At 71.8% G+C, this 18216-nt stretch carries 18 protein-coding genes and 1 rRNA gene; 3 read left to right on the forward strand and 16 right to left on the reverse strand.

The annotated features are described in order from the left end of the window. Positions 1–29: 29 nt before the first annotated feature. From ABZZ17_RS05885 to ABZZ17_RS05915, 7 genes are all read right to left on the reverse strand, one after another. A complete protein-coding gene (locus tag ABZZ17_RS05885) occupies positions 30–302 on the reverse strand; it encodes a DUF1876 domain-containing protein (RefSeq protein WP_356872408.1) in 273 nt (90 codons plus the stop codon). A gap of 112 nt (positions 303–414) precedes the next feature. Continuing rightward, the gene (gene hemB / locus ABZZ17_RS05890) at positions 415–1416 is read right to left on the reverse strand and encodes a porphobilinogen synthase (protein WP_356872410.1); all 1002 of its coding nucleotides are present in this window, start codon (positions 1414–1416) and stop codon (positions 415–417) included. A 164-nt stretch (positions 1417–1580) separates the two neighbouring features. Beyond that, positions 1581–3248 carry a uroporphyrinogen-III synthase gene (locus tag ABZZ17_RS05895; protein WP_356872412.1) on the reverse strand — a complete coding sequence of 556 codons (1668 nt, stop codon included), beginning with the start codon at positions 3246–3248 and terminating at the stop codon, positions 1581–1583. Further along, on the reverse strand, positions 3245–4213 hold the full coding sequence (gene hemC, locus ABZZ17_RS05900; protein WP_356872414.1) for a hydroxymethylbilane synthase: 969 nt from the start codon (positions 4211–4213) through the stop codon (positions 3245–3247). The genes ABZZ17_RS05895 and hemC overlap by 4 nt, the downstream gene beginning before the upstream one ends. Continuing rightward, positions 4210–5910: a glutamyl-tRNA reductase gene (locus tag ABZZ17_RS05905; RefSeq protein WP_356872416.1), complete on the reverse strand. Its 1701-nt coding sequence runs from the start codon at positions 5908–5910 to the stop codon at positions 4210–4212. The genes hemC and ABZZ17_RS05905 overlap by 4 nt, the downstream gene beginning before the upstream one ends. Then, the gene (locus ABZZ17_RS05910; RefSeq protein ID WP_356872418.1) at positions 5907–6734 is read right to left on the reverse strand and encodes a redox-sensing transcriptional repressor Rex; all 828 of its coding nucleotides are present in this window, start codon (positions 6732–6734) and stop codon (positions 5907–5909) included. The genes ABZZ17_RS05905 and ABZZ17_RS05910 overlap by 4 nt, the downstream gene beginning before the upstream one ends. Positions 6735–7007: 273 nt before the next feature. Then, positions 7008–7286 carry a glutaredoxin family protein gene (locus ABZZ17_RS05915; protein WP_356872420.1) on the reverse strand — a complete coding sequence of 93 codons (279 nt, stop codon included), beginning with the start codon at positions 7284–7286 and terminating at the stop codon, positions 7008–7010. A gap of 99 nt (positions 7287–7385) precedes the next feature. Here ABZZ17_RS05915 and ABZZ17_RS05920 point away from each other — a divergent pair, with 99 nt between their 5' ends. The 3 genes from ABZZ17_RS05920 (at position 7386) to ABZZ17_RS05930 (ending at position 11039) form a co-directional block, all read left to right on the forward strand. After that, positions 7386–8363, forward strand: coding sequence for an HAD-IB family hydrolase (locus tag ABZZ17_RS05920; RefSeq protein ID WP_356872422.1), 978 nt, complete (start codon positions 7386–7388; stop codon positions 8361–8363). A gap of 340 nt (positions 8364–8703) precedes the next feature. Further along, entirely contained in the window at positions 8704–9510 is an 807-nt protein-coding gene (locus ABZZ17_RS05925) for an ECF subfamily RNA polymerase sigma factor, BldN family (RefSeq protein WP_356872424.1), read from the forward strand. 305 nt (positions 9511–9815) lie between these two features. After that, complete coding sequence (locus ABZZ17_RS05930; protein ID WP_356872426.1) at positions 9816–11039, forward strand: DUF5667 domain-containing protein; 1224 nt, start codon at positions 9816–9818, stop codon at positions 11037–11039. A gap of 93 nt (positions 11040–11132) precedes the next feature. On the opposite strand, the gene ABZZ17_RS05935 is transcribed toward ABZZ17_RS05930, so the two are convergent. The 9 genes from ABZZ17_RS05935 to rrf all read right to left on the reverse strand — a co-directional run bounded on the left by ABZZ17_RS05935 (position 11133) and on the right by rrf (position 18080). Continuing rightward, positions 11133–12122, reverse strand: a complete 990-nt coding sequence (locus ABZZ17_RS05935; protein ID WP_356872428.1) for a lysophospholipid acyltransferase family protein — start codon at positions 12120–12122, stop codon at positions 11133–11135. After that, positions 12122–13201: an NAD-dependent epimerase/dehydratase family protein gene (locus ABZZ17_RS05940; RefSeq protein WP_356872430.1), complete on the reverse strand. Its 1080-nt coding sequence runs from the start codon at positions 13199–13201 to the stop codon at positions 12122–12124. Before ABZZ17_RS05940 ends, ABZZ17_RS05935 begins: the two co-directional genes overlap by 1 nt. A gap of 95 nt (positions 13202–13296) precedes the next feature. Further along, positions 13297–13395, reverse strand: a complete 99-nt coding sequence (locus ABZZ17_RS05945; protein WP_003948845.1) for an AURKAIP1/COX24 domain-containing protein — start codon at positions 13393–13395, stop codon at positions 13297–13299. Between the two features lie 131 nt (positions 13396–13526). After that, positions 13527–13736: a helix-turn-helix domain-containing protein gene (locus ABZZ17_RS05950; RefSeq protein WP_162688852.1), complete on the reverse strand. Its 210-nt coding sequence runs from the start codon at positions 13734–13736 to the stop codon at positions 13527–13529. A gap of 116 nt (positions 13737–13852) precedes the next feature. Beyond that, on the reverse strand, positions 13853–14683 hold the full coding sequence (locus tag ABZZ17_RS05955; RefSeq protein ID WP_356872432.1) for a phosphatase: 831 nt from the start codon (positions 14681–14683) through the stop codon (positions 13853–13855). A gap of 93 nt (positions 14684–14776) precedes the next feature. After that, positions 14777–15925 carry an acetoin utilization protein AcuC gene (locus ABZZ17_RS05960; protein ID WP_356872472.1) on the reverse strand — a complete coding sequence of 383 codons (1149 nt, stop codon included), beginning with the start codon at positions 15923–15925 and terminating at the stop codon, positions 14777–14779. Continuing rightward, complete coding sequence (locus tag ABZZ17_RS05965; RefSeq protein WP_356872434.1) at positions 15897–17111, reverse strand: MFS transporter; 1215 nt, start codon at positions 17109–17111, stop codon at positions 15897–15899. Before ABZZ17_RS05965 ends, ABZZ17_RS05960 begins: the two co-directional genes overlap by 29 nt. 43 nt (positions 17112–17154) lie before the next feature. Next, entirely contained in the window at positions 17155–17808 is a 654-nt protein-coding gene (locus ABZZ17_RS05970; RefSeq protein ID WP_356872436.1) for an HAD family hydrolase, read from the reverse strand. A gap of 155 nt (positions 17809–17963) precedes the next feature. Continuing rightward, a 5S ribosomal RNA gene (gene rrf, locus ABZZ17_RS05975) occupies positions 17964–18080 on the reverse strand. Positions 18081–18216 lie beyond the last annotated feature (136 nt).

Genomic DNA, 18216 nt, shown 5'->3' on the forward strand with positions numbered 1-18216 from the left:
GCCCGACCGCTCCCGACGCGCCGGCGGGGTCAGCTCTCCAGCGGGTAGGAGTGCCTGCCCGTGGCCTCGTCGATCTCGCTGTGTGCCTTCTGGAGCATCTGGGACGCGAGGTCCATGAGCGCACGCGCGCCCGCGATCTCCTCACCGACCCGCAACTGCTCCGGGTCGGAAGGGTGGCGCATGGCATAGCCGCGCGCCCTCATCTCGGAGCCGTCACCGAGTCTGAGCATCGCCGCCGCGCTGGTGCGGTGGCCCTCCTCGGAGAACTCCAGCTCTACATGCCACCCGACGAGCGTGGGCATGGCGGATCACCTCCACAGTCGGCCTCTGCCTCCAGGGTGCGCCCGTACCTCCCCGCCCGCACCCCGCGCCCGGCCGCGCCCCCGCCGCGCCCCGCCCGGTACCGCGGCGCGGTCAGCGCTCGGCGCGCAGCCAGCCCGCGACCTCGGTCGCCCAGTACGTCAGGATCGTGTCCGCGCCCGCCCGCTTGATGCCGAGCAGCGCCTCCAGGATCGCCCGGTCGCGCTCGATCCAGCCCTTCTCCGCGGCCGCCTCGATCATCGCGAACTCGCCGCTGATCTGGTACGCCGCCACCGGCACGTCCACCGCCTGCGCCACCCGGTACAGGACGTCCAGGTACGGGCCGGCCGGCTTGACCATGACCATGTCGGCGCCCTCGTCCAGGTCCAGCGCCAGCTCCCGCAGCGACTCCCGGGCGTTCGCCGGGTCCTGCTGGTAGGTCTTGCGGTCGCCCTGGAGCGAGGAGCCGACGGCCTCGCGGAAGGGACCGTAGAAGGCGGAGGAGTACTTCGCGGTGTAGGCGAGGATCGACACGTCCTCGTGGCCCGTCTCGTCCAGCGCGTCGCGGATGACGCCGACCTGGCCGTCCATCATGCCGCTGGGCCCCACGACGTGGACGCCCGCGTCGGCCTGGACCTGCGCCATCTCCGCGTACCGCTCCAGCGTCGCGTCGTTGTCGACCCGGCCGTGCTCGTCGAGGACCCCGCAGTGCCCGTGGTCGGTGTACTCGTCCAGGCACAGGTCCGACATGATCACCAGGTCGTCGCCGACCTCGGCCCGCACGTCACGGATCGCGAGCTGGAGGATGCCGTCCGGCTCGGTGCCCGCCGTGCCCAGCGCGTCCTTGTTCTCGTCGGCCGGGACACCGAAGAGCATGATCCCCGCGACGCCCGCCTCGACCGCCTCGACCGCCGCCTTCCGCAGCGTGTCCCGGGTGTGCTGGACGACGCCCGGCATCGCCGAGATCGCGAAGGGCTCGCTGATGCCCTCCCGTACGAACGCCGGCAGGATCAGGTCCGAGGGGTGCAGCCGGTTCTCCGCGACCATCCGCCGCATCGCCGGGGTGGTGCGCAGCCGCCGGGGCCGCGAGCCGGGAAAGGATCCGTACGCGCTCATCTTCAGTCGCCTCTTCGAGCATCGACAGCAGTCGGGAACAAGCGTAGAGCCCCCTCACCCGCTCCCCCGCGCCGGTCCTCGCCCGGTCGTTCGGCGCGCCCGCCGGGACGGCGAGGGCCCGGACGCGTTCCACGTCCGGGCCCTCGCCGATCCTGCCGCGACCGTCAGGTCGTACGACGCCTGCGCGCGCCGGGGCGGCGTTCGCTCGGGCGGGAGACCGCCTCGCCGGCCTCCTTGGCCGCCTCGCGGCGGGCCTCTCCGTACGCGGCCAGCGCCTCCGCCAGCTTGCCGACGCTCGGCTCCGGCGACAGCACGTCCACGCGCAGCCCGTGCTCCTCCGCGGTCTTGGCCGTCGCCGGCCCGATGCACGCGATGACGGTCACGTTGTGCGGCTTGCCCGCGATGCCGACCAGGTTCCGCACCGTCGACGAGGAGGTGAAGAGCACGGCGTCGAAACCGCCGCCCTTGATCGCCTCGCGGGTGTCCGCCGGCGGCGGCGACGCGCGGACCGTCCGGTAGGCGGTCACGTCGTCGACCTCCCAGCCGAGCTCGATCAGCCCGGCCACCAGGGTCTCGGTGGCGATGTCGGCGCGCGGCAGGAAGACGCGGTCGATCGGGTCGAAGACCGGGTCGTAGGGCGGCCAGTCCTCCAGCAGCCCGGCCGCCGACTGCTCGCCGCTCGGCACGAGGTCCGGCTTCACGCCGAACTCGACCAGCGCGGCCGCGGTCTGCTCGCCCACCGCGGCGACCTTGATGCCCGCGAAGGCCCGCGCGTCGAGCCCGTACTCCTCGAACTTCTCGCGCACCGCCTTCACCGCGTTGACGGAGGTGAAGGCGATCCACTCGTAGCGGCCCGTGACGAGGCCCTTGACCGCCCGCTCCATCTGCTGCGGGGTGCGCGGCGGCTCCACGGCGATGGTCGGCACCTCGTGCGGCACCGCGCCGTACGAACGCAGCTGGTCGGAGAGCGAAGCGGCCTGTTCCTTCGTCCGCGGTACGAGGACCCGCCAGCCGAACAGCGGCTTCGACTCGAACCAGGCCAGTTCCTCGCGCCGCGCGGCGGCGCCCTGCTCACCGACCACGGCTATGACGGGACGCGCGCCCTCCGGCGAGGGCAGCACCTTGCCCTGCTTGAACACCTGGGCGATGGTGCCCAGGGTCGCGCTCCAGGTCCGCTGGCGGGTCGTCGTACCGCCGACGGTCACCGTCAGCGGGGTCTCCGGCTTGCGGCCGGCGGACACCAGCTCGGCGGCCGCGGCGGACACCGTCTCCAGCGTCGCGGTGACGACGAGGCTGCCGCCACTGGCGCCCACCTCGCTCCAGCACTTCGCCGAGGCGTGCCGCGCGTCCACGAACCGTACGTCGGTCCCCGACTCCCCGCGCAGCGGCACACCCGCGTACGCGGGCACGCCGACGGCGGTCGCGACACCGGGCACCACCTCGAAGGGGATCCCCTCCGCGGCGCAGGCGAGCATCTCGCCGGACGCGTTCCCGTCGAGCCCGGGGTCGCCGGTGACGGCGCGGACGACCCGCCTGCCGGACCGCGCGGCCTCCATGACAAGATTGGCGGCGTCGCGGATCACCGGGACCCCGGCGGCGGCTGACACTTCGTCAGCCACCGTCAGCTGCGGCGTGTCGACACCCGCGCGCGCGTGGGTCCGTACGACCTCGAGCACCTCGGGCTCGGCGATCAGTACGTCCGCGGCGGCGAGCGCCTCGACGGCGCGCAGCGTCAGCAGACCCGGGTCGCCGGGGCCGGCACCGAGGAAGGTGACGAGTCCGTGGGCGGCGACGACCGGAAAAGCGGAGGTGGTCGGACGTGAGGGGTTCAAAGCGATCGCTCCCCCATAAGACCGGCCGCGCCCTTGGCCAGCATCTCGTCCGCGAGTTCGCGGCCGAGCGCCATGGCCTCGTCATACGACTGGGGCACGGGACCGGTGGTGGACAGCTGCACCAGCGTCGAGCCGTCGAGGGTACCGACGACGCCGCGCAGGCGCATTTCATTGACAATCTGCCCGTCGGCCAACAGGTCGGCGAGCGCGCCCACGGGTGCGCTGCAGCCGGCCTCCAGGGCGGCGAGCAGGGAACGCTCCGCGGTCACGGCGGCCCGGGTGTGCGGGTCGTCGAGCTCGCCGAGCGCGGCGATGAGGTCCGTGTCGGACGCGAGGCACTCCACGGCCAGGGCCCCCTGGCCGGGAGCGGGCAGCACGCTGTCGACGGACAGCAGGTCGGTGGCCTCGTCACCGCGGCCGATCCGGTTCAGCCCGGCCGCGGCCAGCACGACCGCGTCGAGCTCGCCCGCCCGCACGAACCCGATCCGGGTGTCGACGTTGCCGCGGATCGGGACCGTTTCGATCCGCTTGCCGAGGCTCCGGGCGTACGCGTTGAGCTGCGCGGTGCGGCGCGGCGAACCGGTGCCGATCCGCGCGCCGTCGGGCAGCTGCTCGAAGGTCAGCCCGTCCCGGGCGACGAGCGCGTCACGCGGGTCCTCCCGCTTCGGCATGGCCGCGATGACCAGCTCGTCGGGCTGCGCGGTCGGCAGGTCCTTCAGCGAGTGCACGGCGAAGTCGACCTCGCCGCGCACCAGGGCGTCGCGCAGCGCGGTGACGAACACGCCGGTGCCGCCGATCTGCGCGAGGTGCTCGCGGGACACGTCACCGTAGGTCGTGATCTCCACGAGCTCGACGGGCCGGCCGGTGATCGCCCGGACCGCCTCGGCGACGTGCCCGGACTGGGACATGGCCAGCTTGCTGCGCCTCGTGCCGAGCCGGAGGGGCTGGTCGGGACGTGTGTTCATGATGCCCGTCCTGGGTCGTCGTTCTTCGGATCGGCCGCGTCCGCCCGGCTGACGGATGCCACCGTCTGAGGGTCGAGGTCGAAGAGTTCGCGCAGCGCCTCCGCGTACCCGGCGCCGCCGGGCTCGCTCGCGAGCTGCTTGACGCGCACGGTCGGCGCGTGGAGGAGCTTGTCGACGACGCGGCGCACGGTCTGGGTGACCTCGGCCCGCTGCCGTTCGTCGAGATCGGGTACCCGCCCGTCGAGCCGCGCCACCTCCATGGCGACGACCTCGGCGGCCATCGCCCGCAGGGCGACGACGGTGGGGGTGATGTGCGCGGCCCGCTGGGCGGCCCCGAACGCGGCCACCTCCTCGGCGACGATCCCGCGCACGGCGTCGACGTCGGCCGCCATCGGCGCGTCGGCGGAGGTCTCCGCCAACGACTCGATGTCGACCAGCCGCACTCCCGGGATCCGGTGCACCGCGGCGTCGATGTCCCGCGGCATGGCCAGGTCCAGCAGCGCCAGCCGTACGGGGGCCCCGTCGGCCCGGCTGCGGGCCGTCCGGCGGGGCTGCCGCTGGGCGGCGGCCTCCCCCTGGTCGGCCCAGGTGCCGTGCAGTTCGAGCGAGTCGGCGTCGACCCCGGTCAGCGCGGCGCGGCCCTCGCCGGCCGGCGCGTCCAGGCCCAGGGGGCAGCCCTCGGGCTCGGCGGCGGCGATGGTGCGTACGGCTCCGGCGTCGGAGAGGCGCCGGCCGGCCTCGGCGGCGGCCACCAGCCGGGCCAGTACGTCGGCCCCCGCGGGGCCCGCGGCCCGCGCGCCGGACGCCTGCGCGGGGACCCCGGACCCGTCCGGGCCCACCGCCGCGGGTTCCACCGTCACGTCCCCGGACAGGGCGGCGAGGACGTCGTCCCCGCTCAGCACCAGCCCGGTCGCGCCCGTACAGGACACGACCACGTCAACACGTGTCAGCTCCTCGGCCACCGAGCCCATGGTCACGGCCCGCGCCGTCACACCGGTGCCCGAGGCAACCAGAATCTCGGCGAGACGCTCGGCCCGCTCCGCGGTCCGGTTCGCCACCGCGATGTCGGCGACGCCCACCCGGGCCAGCGTGGCGGCGGCCAGCGAGGACATCGAGCCGGCGCCGATCACCAGCGCCCGCTTGCCCGCGGCCCACCGCTCCACCGGCTCGTGCACGGCGAGCTGCTCCAGCCCGAAGGTCACCAGGGACTGCCCGGCCCGGTCGATCCCGGTCTCGGAGTGCGCCCGCTTGCCGACCCGCAGGGCCTGCTGGAAGAGGTCGTTGATCAGCCGCCCGGCGGTGTGGAGCTCCTGCCCCAGCGCCAGCGCGTCCTTGATCTGCCCGAGGATCTGGCCCTCGCCGACGACCATCGAGTCCAGCCCGCACGCCACCGAGAACAGGTGGTGCACCGCCCGGTCCTCGTAGTGGACGTAGAGGTACGGAGTGAGCTCCTCCAGGGCCACCCCGCTGTGCTGGGCCAGCAGCGTCGACAGCTCGGCGACACCGGCGTGGAACTTGTCCACGTCCGCGTACAGCTCGATCCGGTTGCAGGTGGCCAGTACGGCGGCCTCGGTGGCCGGCTCGGCGGCCAGCGTGTCGTGCAGCAGCTTGACCTTGGCATCGGCGGACAGCGAAGCCCGCTCCAGCACGCTCACCGGCGCGCTGCGATGACTGAGGCCTACGACGAGCAGACTCATGCCGGCATCACCGCCGGGACGTCACCCTCGGGACCGCCCTTGCGCGCGGCCGCGGCGGCCCGCCCGGCCGGCGGCACGAGGGCGGCGGCCGGAGCGGCCCCGGTGCCCGTGCCGGCGCCGGAGTCGGCGAGGTCCTCGGCGGCAGCGGCGGCCGCCGCTCCCTCACCGGCCTTGCGCTGCTCGTGGAACGCCAGGATCTGGAGCTCGATCGACAGGTCGACCTTGCGCACGTCGACGCCGTCCGGCACGGACAGCACGGTCGGCGCGAAGTTCAGGATGGAGGTGACGCCCGCGGCGATCAGCCGCTCGCTCACCTGCTGCGCGGCGCCGGCGGGGGTCGCGATGACCCCGATCGAGACGCCGTTGTCCTCGATGATCGCCTCGAGCTCGTCGGTGTGCCGCACGGGCATGCCGGCGACCATCTTCCCGGCCATCGCGGGATCGGCGTCGATCAGCGCCGCCACGCGGAAGCCGCGGGAGGCGAAACCGCCGTAGTTGGCCAGGGCGGCGCCGAGGTTGCCGATGCCGACGATGACGACCGGCCAGTCCTGGGTCAGGCCGAGCTCGCGGGAGATCTGGTAGACGAGGTACTCGACGTCGTAGCCGACGCCCCGCGTACCGTAGGAGCCGAGGTACGAGAAGTCCTTGCGCAGCTTCGCCGAGTTGACTCCGGCGGCGGTCGCGAGCTCTTCGGAGGACACCGTGGGCACCGATCGCTCGGAGAGCGCGGTGAGGGCACGCAAGTACAGCGGAAGCCTGGCGACAGTGGCCTCGGGAATACCTCGGCTGCGGGTCGCCGGTCGGTGAGTTCGGCCAGTTGCCACGATGCTCCTGCGGGATGAGCGGGGCTGCAGGCGGCCTCTTGTCCCAGGACCGCCCCGTCGAATGCAGGCTATGTCTTTGTGAACGCGTGCACAAAGATTGTGTCCGCTTTGTCCGACCAAAGTGACCGGGGTCACGCGGGTCGGGCACCCGGGGGTGGAACCGGGAACGGGTCGAACCCGTTCAAATCCCGAGGGGGGCAAAACCGTACACACTCCTCATCAATACGCCCCCGAGTCCCCATAAATCGCCCATGATGGTAACGGCCAGAACGGTCAGGCTCCCAATGCCCGTCGCAGCCGGTCCGGGTTCACCCTCCAGAAGGTGTGCTGCTCGCCGTCCACGAGCACCACCGGAATCTGCTCCCAGTGCAGCCGGTACAGCTCCTCGTCCTGCGAGATGTCCTTCTTCTCCCACTGTGCGCCCGTCTCGGCGCAGATCTCCTCGATCACCGACTGGGCGTCGTCACAGAGGTGACAGCCCGGCTTCCCGATGAGGGTGACCATCCGCTCGGCGGGACGCTTCTTTTCCTTACGGCGCAGCAAAGGGCTCATGTCCTCATTGTCCCGCCCGGGAGCGGGGTGCCCGAAGTGTTAACCACCCCCTAACCCGGCGGTTCGGGAACTCCCGAACACAATGGCTATGCTCGCGTCATGGCCGCTCTGGGATGGCTCACCCCCCGTAGGCGCTCCGCCACCGCGCGGAGCGTGCTGGCAGGCGAGGCCTCGGCCGAGGCCGCCCGCAAGACCGCACAGGCCGACACCCCACCGTCCGCCACGACCGCCGAAGCGGAAGCAGAAGCGGAAGCTGCCGCCGGGGCGGCGGCCGAGGCCGCCGAACCCGAGTTCCCGGTCCCGGGCGACGACCTCGCCGCGGCCTTCTTCGACCTCGACAACACCGTCATGCAGGGCGCCGCGATCTTCCACTTCGGCCGCGGCCTCTACAAGCGCGAGTTCTTCCAGCGCCGCGAGCTCGCCCGCTTCGCCTGGCAGCAGGCCTGGTTCCGGCTGGCCGGCGTCGAGGACCCCGAGCACATGCAGGACGCCCGCGACAGCGCCCTGTCCATCGTCAAGGGCCACAAGGTCTCCGAGCTGATGTCCATCGGCGAGGAGATCTACGACGAGTACATGGCGGAGCGGATCTGGCCGGGCACCCGCGCCCTCGCCCAGGCCCACCTCGACGCAGGCCAGAAGGTGTGGCTGGTCACCGCCGCCCCCGTCGAGACGGCCACGATCATCGCCCGCCGCCTCGGCCTGACCGGCGCCCTGGGCACCGTCGCCGAGTCCGTGGACGGGATCTACACCGGGCGCCTGGTCGGCGAACCCCTGCACGGCCCCGCCAAGGCGGAAGCGGTCCGCGCGCTGGCCGCCGCCGAGGAGCTGGACCTCGACCGCTGCGCCGCGTACAGCGATTCGCACAACGACATTCCGATGCTGTCCCTGGTCGGACACCCGTACGCGATCAATCCCGATACAAAACTGCGCAAGCATGCCCGCGCCAACGACTGGCGTCTGCGCGACTACCGGACCGGCCGCAAGGCGGTGAAGGTCGGCGTCCCGGCCGCCGCCGGAGTCGGCGCGATCGCGGGCGGCACGGCCGCGGCCATCGCCCTGCACCGCCGCCGCAAGTAGCAACGCCGGGCCGGAGGCCGGTTCCGGCCCGCCCGGCCCGCATTCGCTCACCTCTACCCGCGCCTCCGGCACGGCACTCCGGCCTGCCCGACTCGGTCGCGAGCCTCTGTGGAAGCGTCCATTCCGCGCACCCAAGCGATCACCAACCGATCAACAACTGGGCCTGAATATGCCCTGGACACGTAAGAGAAGTGTCGTAACCGGTGATTTAGACAACTGGGTGTAGCGCTGCCTGTACGAAGCGTTATTCTCCTCAAACGCATGCCACCGGCCATCTGTCGCCACGACGGGTGAACGGTCCCGCACTGCACGTGATGGAAGCTCTGCCTCTGGGAGTCCCGTGTACCCACCTGTCGGGGTTGACGCCTCGGGCCTGGCTACGCTGCGCGCAACGGTCCTCGACCACCTGCGCGGCTTCGTCCCCACCGCGTACGCCGTCCCCGCCTTCGCCGTACCCGCCGGCCTCGGCCCGGCCGGCCCTTGCTACGCCCTGACCGACGGCGGCGCGACGGTGGGCAGACGAGGTCGCGCGGCCGCCGGATCGACCGGCTCCGCCGGCACGACCGCGCCCACCGCCCGCCGCCCCACCGCGGACAGCGACCAGGCCCGCATGATGGACCTGGTCGAACGCGCCCAGGCCGGCGAGGCCGAGGCCTTCGGCCGCCTCTACGACCAGTACAGCGACACGGTGTACCGCTACATCTACTACCGCGTCGGCGGCAAGGCGACCGCGGAGGATCTCACCAGCGAGACCTTCCTGCGCGCGCTGCGCCGCATCTCCACCTTCACCTGGCAGGGCCGTGACTTCGGCGCCTGGCTGGTGACCATCGCGCGGAACCTGGTGGCGGACCACTTCAAGTCCAGCCGCTTCCGCCTGGAGGTCACCACCGGCGAGATGCTCGACGCCAACGAGGTGGAACGCAGCCCCGAGGACTCCGTCCTGGAGTCCCTCTCCAACGCGGCGCTCCTCGAAGCCGTGCGCAAACTCAACCCGCAACAGCAGGAGTGCGTCACGCTGCGCTTCCTCCAAGGCCTCTCGGTCGCCGAAACGGCCCGGGTCATGGGGAAGAACGAGGGCGCCATCAAGACGCTCCAGTACCGGGCGGTCCGCACCCTGGCCCGCCTGCTCCCGGACGACGCGCGCTGACCCGCACGGCGGGCCGCACCCCGCAGCCCGCCCGCCCCTACCGACGACGCCCCACCAGACAACGCCCCACCAGACGATGTCCGACGACGACACGACCTCACACCCGGTGACCCCTCGATGACGCTGTGGTCCGATCATCCTTCGTCCGTAACCCAAGTGCCGCGCCGCTCGTTGTGCGGAATGCAGGCTCCCTGTGGACACGCCCTGCCCGAAGCCGCTCACTCGAAAGTGTGGATGTGCTCAAGGAAGGCAACCTTCCGGACACTCAGGGGAGTCGATCGTCATGACGAGAGGAGGTGCCGCCAGTGATCGCGAACGTGACTCCGCACCGGCGGGCGAACGCCTTCGCCCAGGCCCTGGAGGATCGGAACCCATCCGATCTTTCAGAACCGGACCCGGCGGCCGAGCAGTCCGAGGCACCTGCCGAACCTGCCGACCACGACCGGCTGTTGGCCCTGGCGAACGCACTCGGCGAAAGAATGCCGCGCCCCGTGCTGGACCCCGAGGTCAAAGTGGTGCAACGAGCACAGCTCGTCGCCGCCATGGAGGCCATGGTGATGGAGGAGAGGGCCGGGGGCGGTGCCGCCTCGGACCCTCTGGTGCCCGAGCAGCGGACCGGCCGCGGCGCCCACCGGGCGACGTCGCTCCGGAAATTGCGGCCCCGCTCCCGCTGGTCCAAGGGCATCGCAGCGGGTGGCCTCACCGTGGGTGTGGCCGCAGGGGCCTTCAGCGGAGTGGCCGCTGCCAGCACGGACGCCCTGCCCGGTGACTCCCTCTACCCGGTCAAACGGGGCATGGAGGACCTGAAGCTGGGCATGGCCGACGAGGATTCGGACCGGGGCGAGCTCTACCTCGACCGGGCCTCGAACCGTCTGTCGGAGGCCCGCCGGCTGATGGAACGGGGCCGCACGGGTGTCCTCGACCACGAATCCCTGGGCGAGATCCGCCGAGCGCTGGCGGGCATGAAGCACGACGCGGCGGAGGGCCACCGGCTGCTCCAGGCCGCGTACGCACGGGACGGTTCGCTGGGCCCGATCCAGACCCTGTCCTCGTTCTCCCGCTCCCACCGCGACGCGTGGGGCCGGCTCCGGGAGAAGCTCCCGGCGCAGCTCACCGACGTCGGAGGAGAGGTCGAATCGGTCTTCCAGGCCATAGACGATGACGTCGCGCCGCTCCAGGGCCTGCTGCCGAAGCCCCCGGAGCAGACCCGCGGCCAGCCGGGCACCTCGGCCAAGCCGAGCACCCCGGCCACCGGGAAGCAGCATTCCGCACCGGCTCCGGCCGCGCCCCCCTCGGCACCGGCGGCCTCCTCCCCGACCCCGTCGTCCGGCAGCCGGCCCCCGGCACCCGCCGGAGGCGGCCTCCTGGGCGGTACGGGCGACCTGCTGAACCCCCCGGCGGGCCAGGCCCCTCCCGGGACCCAGGCACCGCACACCCCGGAGCTCCCGCAGCCGGACATCACCCTGCCGCCGCTCCTCCCGGGCCTCCTCCCGGGCCTCGGCCTCAACGCCGAGGACGCGGACCAGTAAGGACGAGGGGGCCGCGCGACCGCGCGGCCCCCTCGCTCTGCCGGCGCTTCTTCTGCCGGCCCTCGCTCTGCCGCCCCGGTCCGCTGCCGTCCGTCAGAAGAACACGGACCGCCGCTGCACCAGCAGCTTGTACAGCGTGTGCTGGATCTGTTCCCGCACCTGGTCCGTCAGGTTGAACATCAGCATCGGATCCTCCGCGGCCTCCGCCGCGTACCCGTCCGTCGGGATCGGCTCACCGAACTGGATCGTCCACTTCGTCGGCAGCGGTACCGCCCCCAACGGCCCCAGCCACGGGAACGTCGGCGTGATCGGGAAGTACGGGACCCCCAGCAGCCGCGCGAGCGTCTTCGCGTTGCCGACCATCGGGTAGATCTCCTCCGCCCCCACGATCGAGCAGGGCACGATCGGCGTGCCCGCGCGCAGCGCCGTCGACACGAACCCGCCCCGCCCGAACCGCTGCAGCTTGTACCGCTCTCCGAACGGCTTCCCTATCCCCTTGAAGCCCTCCGGCATCACACCGACCAGCTCCCCGGCCTCCAGCAGCCGCTGCGCGTCCTCCGCGCAGGCCAGGGTGTGACCGGCCTTCCGCGCCAGCTCGTTCACCACCGGCAGCATGAACACCAGGTCGGCCGCCAGCAGCCGCAGGTGCCGCTCGGCGGGGTGGTGGTCGTGCACGGCGACCTGGAGCATCAGACCGTCCAGCGGCAGCGTCCCCGAGTGGTTCGCCACGATCAGCGCGCCACCCTCCTTCGGGATGTTCTCGATGCCCTTGACCTCGACCCGGAAGTACTTGTCGTACAGCGGCCGCATCAAGGTCATCAGGACCTGGTCCGTCAGCTCCTTGTCGTAGCCGAAGTCGTCGACCTCGTAGTCCCCGGTGATCCGCCGCCGCAGGAACGCCAGCCCGCCCGCGATCCGCCGGTCCCAGCCGTCACCGGAAGCCTGCGCCGGCACGGCGACGGGCGGCTCCACCGGCCCGGCCTCCGGCTCGGGCGCCGGTGCCGGTACCGCCCGCACCTTCCGGGGCACGGTCCGCCGGCGCGGCCGGTCCTCGTCGAAAGGAATGACCTTGGCGTCCGCCACTATCGCTTCGCTCCCTCGTTCGCACCGGCGCCCGCACCCGCGCCCGTATCCACATTCAGCATCCCCGCCACCCGCTCCACGGCCCGCTCGACGCGCTCCGCCGGCAGCAGCCCGCTCCCACGGCTGCGCGCGAAGTCGGCGAACGTCTCGGCGGTCGTGTAGAGCGGCCGGAACCCCAGGGTGTCCCGCATCTGCGTGGTCTCCACGACCCGCCCGTGCGTCAGCAGCCGGATCTGCTCGGGGGAGAAGTCCGTCACCCCGACCGCGCGCAGCGCCGAACCCACCCACGTCACCGCGGGCAGCAGCAACGGCACCGTCGGCCTCCCCAGCCGCCGCGAGCACTGCGACAGCAGCAGCACCCCGTCACCGGCGATGTTGAAGGTCCCGCTGTTCAGGGTGCCGCGCTGCGGCTCCCCCGCCGCCAGCCGCAGCACGTCCACCACGTCGTCCTCGTGGACGAACTGGAGTCTGGGGTCGTAACCGAGGACCGTCGGCATGACCGGCATCGAGAAGTACTCGGCGAGGGCCGAGTCCGCGTACGGCCCCAGGATGTTCGCGAAGCGCAGCACGCACACCGCCACGTCCGGCCGCCTGCGCGCGAACCCCCGTACGTACCCCTCGACCTCGGCGGCCTCCTTCGCGAAACCGCCCGCCGGCAGCGACTTCGGCTGCGTGGTCTCGGTGAACACGGCCGGATCCCGGGACGTGCCCCCGTACACGCTGGTGCTCGACTTCACGACGAGCCGTCGTACGGTCGGCGACTTCTGGCAGGCCCCGAGGAGCTGCATCGTCCCGATGACGTTCGTTTCCTTGACCGTGCTGCGCGCACCGGCCGCTCCCGGGCCGCCCCCGGTGACCGCGAGGTGCACCACGGTGTCCACGGCGTGCTCGGCGAGCACGCGGGCGATCCCCGACTGTCTGATGTCCGCCTGTACGAACTCGGCCGAGCCGAGCCGGTGCGGCGGTCTCACCGCGTCGACCGCGATGACCCGCTCCACCTCCGGGTCGCGCTGGATCCGCCGCACGAAGCGGCCCCCCAGCTGCCGGGCAGCCCCGGTGACGAGCACGACCTTCCCCACGAGCTCAGCGCCTCCCTCGAAGAAGTACCCCGGCTGCACCGCAGCCCCTCCACCAGGATGGTGGAGGGGCTGCGGAGAACACGTACAGCTGCCGTTTACTTCTTGTTACGACGCTGGACGCGGGTGCGCTTGAGCAGCTTGCGGTGCTTCTTCTTAGCCATCCGCTTGCGCCGCTTCTTGATAACAGAGCCCACGACTACCCTCGCTCACTTCTCTTCACTCGGTGCGGGGCGTCTGGGCCCACACGACCTACGTCGGCCTAGCCTACCCGCCCAAGCTCTGAGCTTGTAATCCGCGGCCTCCGCAGGAGTTCCGGAGCCTCCCCTCAGGCCGATTCCACCCCCACGAAAGACTCCCGGAGGTACTCGTGGACCGCGTTCTCGGGGACCCGGAAGGACCGGCCCACCCGGATCGCGGGCAGATGACCGTTGTGCACCAAGCGGTACACGGTCATCTTCGACACTCGCATCACCGAGGCGACCTCCGCCACGGTCAGGAACTGAACCTCACTGAGAGGCCTCTCGCCAGCAGCCATGACACCCACCTTGACCTTCCGCGCATGACGGGCACCGGCTTCCCCTCCGGTTACTCCTCGTCGTCGCACGCTCACTCCCCAGAGTAGGGGCGTGTGATACGAGTGGGGAAGAGGAGCTACGGCCACTCCTGACGCCCCGGCAGTCTTGCGCGGTGCAGCAGGTATCGCGTAAGCGGCCGGTAGTAGTCCGGCCGCACCCCGTCATCAAGCGGAACGGCCACCGCCACCCGCCCCTCGGCCTCCCCGACGAACAACGCGGGATCATCCGTATCGGCCAGCCCGATCGCCTCGACACCGAGCTGACCTGCACCGCAGACCCACCCGTGGTCACCCACCACCAGTTCCGGCAACGGCCCGCCGGCCTCCGCCAGCGCCCCGAGCGCGATCCGAACCGGCAGCGGCGAATGGGAGTGCGCGCCGGTGGCACTCCCCGCCGGCCGCGCGCCGGGTTCCCGCACCAACGCGACTCCCCGCACGTAGTCGATCCGATGCGGACGTACGCCGAACCGGGTCGCCATGTCGACACGGACCCCCTGCGCCGGAGTGAGGACAACACATCCCGCCGCCGACAGGGCCTCGGCCAAACAGGCGTAGAACTCCAGGAGCCGGTGCGGGTGACCCGTCCCGAACAGTACGGGCGCCCGTGCCCCCGCCACCGCCCCCAGCCGCTGCGCGAACGCCTCCAGAGCGGCCACCGTCCGCTCCGGATCGATCACGTCCGGCCCGCTGACGTGCGCGGGATCCGCCGACACCCCGCACTTGGCCGCCATCAGCCCCAGCAGCGCACCCTCGTCCCACACCCGCTCCGGGTCCAGCCCCAGCAGCACCCGCGGATCGCGCGCCGCGAACAGCCGGTAACTGCGCAGGCTCTCCTCCCGCGTCGTGGCGACGGGCCCGGCCAACCGGGCGGCCAGCAGATGCGCACGCAGCGCGCCGGTGCTCAACACCCTCCGATGCTGCCGCACACGACCTGGCGGTTCATCAATTACACGGAACCGCCCCACAGTTGGCGTAACGACGCACCACCGGACGACACCCCGTCAGGTCAGCATCCCGCGCAGCGGGAACACCGCCCGCCGCGTCGCGAGAACGGCCTGATCCGTACGGTCCGCCGGATCGTAGCCCCCCTCCCAGTCCCGCCACGCCACCGTCCGGCCGTCCGTCATCCGCGCCGGCGCGGGCTGCCGCGTCCGCGCGTACACCTCGTCCCGCCACTCCCGCGGCACCTCCGCCGCCGGATCCACCGGCCGGTGCGCGGCGATCCCCACCAGGTGCGTCCACGACCGCGGTACCACGTCCACCACCGCGTACCCGCCGCCGCCCAGCGCCAGCCACCGCCCGTCACAGTGCTCGTGCGCCAGCCGGTGACACGCCTCCTGGACCTCCCGCTGCGCGTCGAGCGACACCGCCAGGTGGGCCAGCGGATCCTCGAAGTGCGTATCCGCCCCGTGCTGGCTCACCAGCACCTGCGGCCGGAAGTCCGCCAACAGCTCGGGCACCGTCGCGTGGAACGCCCGCAGCCACCCCTCGTCACCCGTCCCCGCGGGCAGCGCCACGTTTACGGCGCTCCCCTGCGCCCCGGCGCCGCCGGTCTCCTCCGGCCAGCCGGTCTGCGGGAACAGCGTGCGGGGATGCTCGTGCACCGAGACCGTCAGCACCCGCGGATCGTCCCAGAACGCCGCCTGCACCCCGTCGCCGTGGTGGACGTCCACGTCCACGTACGCGACCCGCTCCGCGCCCAGCTCCAGCAGCCGCGCCACGGCCAGCGCCGCGTCGTTGTAGACGCAGAAGCCGGCCGCCCCGCCCGGCATCGCGTGGTGCAGCCCGCCGGCGAAGTTCACCGCGTGTTCCGCGTCACCCCGCCAGACCGCCTCGGCCGCCGCCACGGACTGCCCCGCGATCAGCGCCGAAGCCTCGTGCATCCCGGCGAACGCCGGGTCGTCCATGGTCCCCAGCCCGTACGAGCCGTCCGCCGTCCCCGGGTCGGCGGACACCGCCCGCACTGCGGACACGTACTCCTCACGGTGGACCAGCCGCAGCGTCGAATCCCCGGCCGCGCGGGCCGCCCGTACCTCCACCGCCCGGTCCAGCCCGAAGGCGCGCACCAGGCCCATGGTCAGCGCCAGGCGCACCGGGTCCATCGGATGGCCCGGTCCGAAGTCATACTTCGTTACCGCCTCGTCCCACATCAACAACCCGTGGCCGCTCATGCCCGCCACCGTATCGGGCCCCGCTCGAACCGAACGAGCGGGTACTGAACAGCGGCACCAGCACCAGCACCATCGGCACGAGCATCGCGCCCCGGTAGTTCCACGCGTCCCCGATCCCCCCGACGAGCGGCGAACCGATCAGGAACCCGACGTAGTTGAAGATGTTCAGCCGTGCGACGGCCGTGTCCGAGGCCCCGGGGAAGAGCCGCCCCGCCGCCGCGAACGTCTGCGGCACGATCACGCACAGCCCGATCCCCAGCAGCGTGAACCCGAGCATCCCCCACCACGCCCCCGGCGCGGCGGCCACCACCGCGAACCCTCCCGCGGCCACCACCGTCCCGCCCCGCACCACGGCCACCGCACCGAACCGGCGCACCCCGAGGTCCCCCACGGCCCGCCCGATCAGCGTCGTCACCATGTACACGTTGTAGGGGACGGTCGCGAGCTGCTCCGAACTCCCCAGCACGTCCTGGAGGTACTTGGCACTCCAGTTCGCGACGGTCGAATCACCGATGTACGCGCACGCCATCACCAGGCACAGCGGCAGCAGCAGCTTGCCGCCCTTCTCCGGCCACCCCTGCCCCTCGTCCTTCGCCCCGGCCGTCGCGTCGACGTAGTACCGGCTCCCCACGAACGCCAGCGGCAGCACCACCACCACGGCCGGCAGGTACCCGGTGAACAGCTCCAGGTGCCAGTGCGCCCCCGCCCACGCCGCGGACGCCCCCAGGATCCCGCCCAGGCTGTACGAGGCGTGGAACCCGAGCATGATGCTGCGCCCGTACGCCCGCTGAAGGCTGACCCCGAGCATGTTCATCGAGGCGTCGAGCGCGCCCACGGACAGCCCGAACACCCCCAGGGCCACGGCCACCTGCCACATCGCGCTGCCGGCCCCCACCCCGAGGAGCGACAGCAGCACCACCGGCTGCGCCCACCGCAGCACCGCACTGGGCGGGACCCGCTTCACCAGGTGCTCGGTCGCGACGCTGGACACCCCGGCCAGGATCGGCACGGCGGCGAGGAACGCGGGTAGGAGCCCGTCGGATATCCCGTACCGGTCCTGGATGGCCGGGATGCGGGTCACGAGGAGGGCGAAGGCCACCCCCTGGGCGAAGAAGCTGAACCCCAGCGCCCGGCGCCCACGCCGCAGCCGCACATCAACTGTCATGGCGGCTGAGCGTAGGCCCAGGGGCTACCGGTGGGTAGAGCGATCACACACCCAATCCGAGCAGCCCGTACAGCTCCTTCATCTCTCCGAAGTAGGCGTTGGCTCCGGGGAGGGCCTCGGCGGGGGTCATGGACGTGAACGCCAGCACGTCCATGCCGGCCGCCCGGGCCGCTTCCACTCCGAGCCGGCTGTCCTCGACGACGACGCACCGCGCGGGCGGGACGCCCATCATGTCCGCGGCGTGGAGGAACAGGTCGGGCGCCGGCTTGCCCCGGCCGACGTCCTCGGAGCTGAAGATCCATTCCTCTTCGAACCATTCGCCGAGTCCGGCGCTGCGGTGCCCGACCCGGATCCGTTCGTGGGTCCCGGAGGAGGCGAGGCAGTACGGCACTCCTTGCGCGGACAGTTCCGCGAGCACCTCGGTGATTCCGGGGACGGGCCGCAGGTCCCGCTCGAACGCGGCGAAGATCCGCTGGTGGAGGACCTGGTCGAAGTCCTCGGGCAGCGGCTGTCCGGTGCGTTCGAGGACCAGGTCGTGCACCCGGTGCACGGCGGCGCCCATGTAGTCGCGCAGCGACTCGTCGTAGGTCGTGGGGTGCCCGAGCTCCGTCAGGTACGCGGAGAGGATGGTGTTCGAGAGCGGCTCGCTGTCCACGAGGACGCCGTCGTTGTCGAAGATGACCAGCTCATAGCCCATCCACCCACAGTACGAGCGTTCGGTCCGACTTCCCGGTAGCCGGATGCCGGTAAACGGACGAACTCTGCCCCCGGGGCCGGCGCCTCGCGGGCAGAACTGGCCGTAAACGCAGAAAAGCCCCGCACCATAAGGTGCGGGGCTTTCCCACAATGATTGTTCGGCGGCGTCCTACTCTCCCACAGGGTCCCCCCTGCAGTACCATCGGCGCTGAAAGGCTTAGCTTCCGGGTTCGGAATGTAACCGGGCGTTTCCCTAACGCTATGACCACCGAAACACTATGAAGTTGACCAACCGGATGACAACACGGTCGTTACTTCAGAACTAACACAGTGGACGCGAGCAACTGAGGACAAGCCCTCGGCCTATTAGTACCAGTCAGCTCCACCCGTTACCGGGCTTCCACATCTG

It is taken from the genome of Streptomyces sp. NPDC006512 (assembly GCF_040611935.1).
Classification (GTDB): Bacteria; Actinomycetota; Actinomycetes; order Streptomycetales; family Streptomycetaceae; genus Streptomyces.

Coding starts and splice junctions, on each gene's coding strand:
- ABZZ17_RS05885 (WP_356872408.1), bottom strand. CDS start 302: ATGCCCACGCTCGTCGGGTGGCATGTAGAGCTGGAGTTCTCCGAGGAG.
- hemB (WP_356872410.1), bottom strand. CDS start 1,416: ATGAGCGCGTACGGATCCTTTCCCGGCTCGCGGCCCCGGCGGCTGCGC.
- hemC (WP_356872414.1), bottom strand. CDS start 4,213: ATGAACACACGTCCCGACCAGCCCCTCCGGCTCGGCACGAGGCGCAGC.
- ABZZ17_RS05905 (WP_356872416.1), bottom strand. CDS start 5,910: ATGAGTCTGCTCGTCGTAGGCCTCAGTCATCGCAGCGCGCCGGTGAGC.
- ABZZ17_RS05915 (WP_356872420.1), bottom strand. CDS start 7,286: ATGAGCCCTTTGCTGCGCCGTAAGGAAAAGAAGCGTCCCGCCGAGCGG.
- ABZZ17_RS05920 (WP_356872422.1), top strand. CDS start 7,386: ATGGCCGCTCTGGGATGGCTCACCCCCCGTAGGCGCTCCGCCACCGCG.
- ABZZ17_RS05950 (WP_162688852.1), bottom strand. CDS start 13,736: ATGGCTGCTGGCGAGAGGCCTCTCAGTGAGGTTCAGTTCCTGACCGTG.
- ABZZ17_RS05960 (WP_356872472.1), bottom strand. CDS start 15,925: ATGTGGGACGAGGCGGTAACGAAGTATGACTTCGGACCGGGCCATCCG.
- ABZZ17_RS05965 (WP_356872434.1), bottom strand. CDS start 17,111: ATGACAGTTGATGTGCGGCTGCGGCGTGGGCGCCGGGCGCTGGGGTTC.
- ABZZ17_RS05970 (WP_356872436.1), bottom strand. CDS start 17,808: ATGGGCTATGAGCTGGTCATCTTCGACAACGACGGCGTCCTCGTGGAC.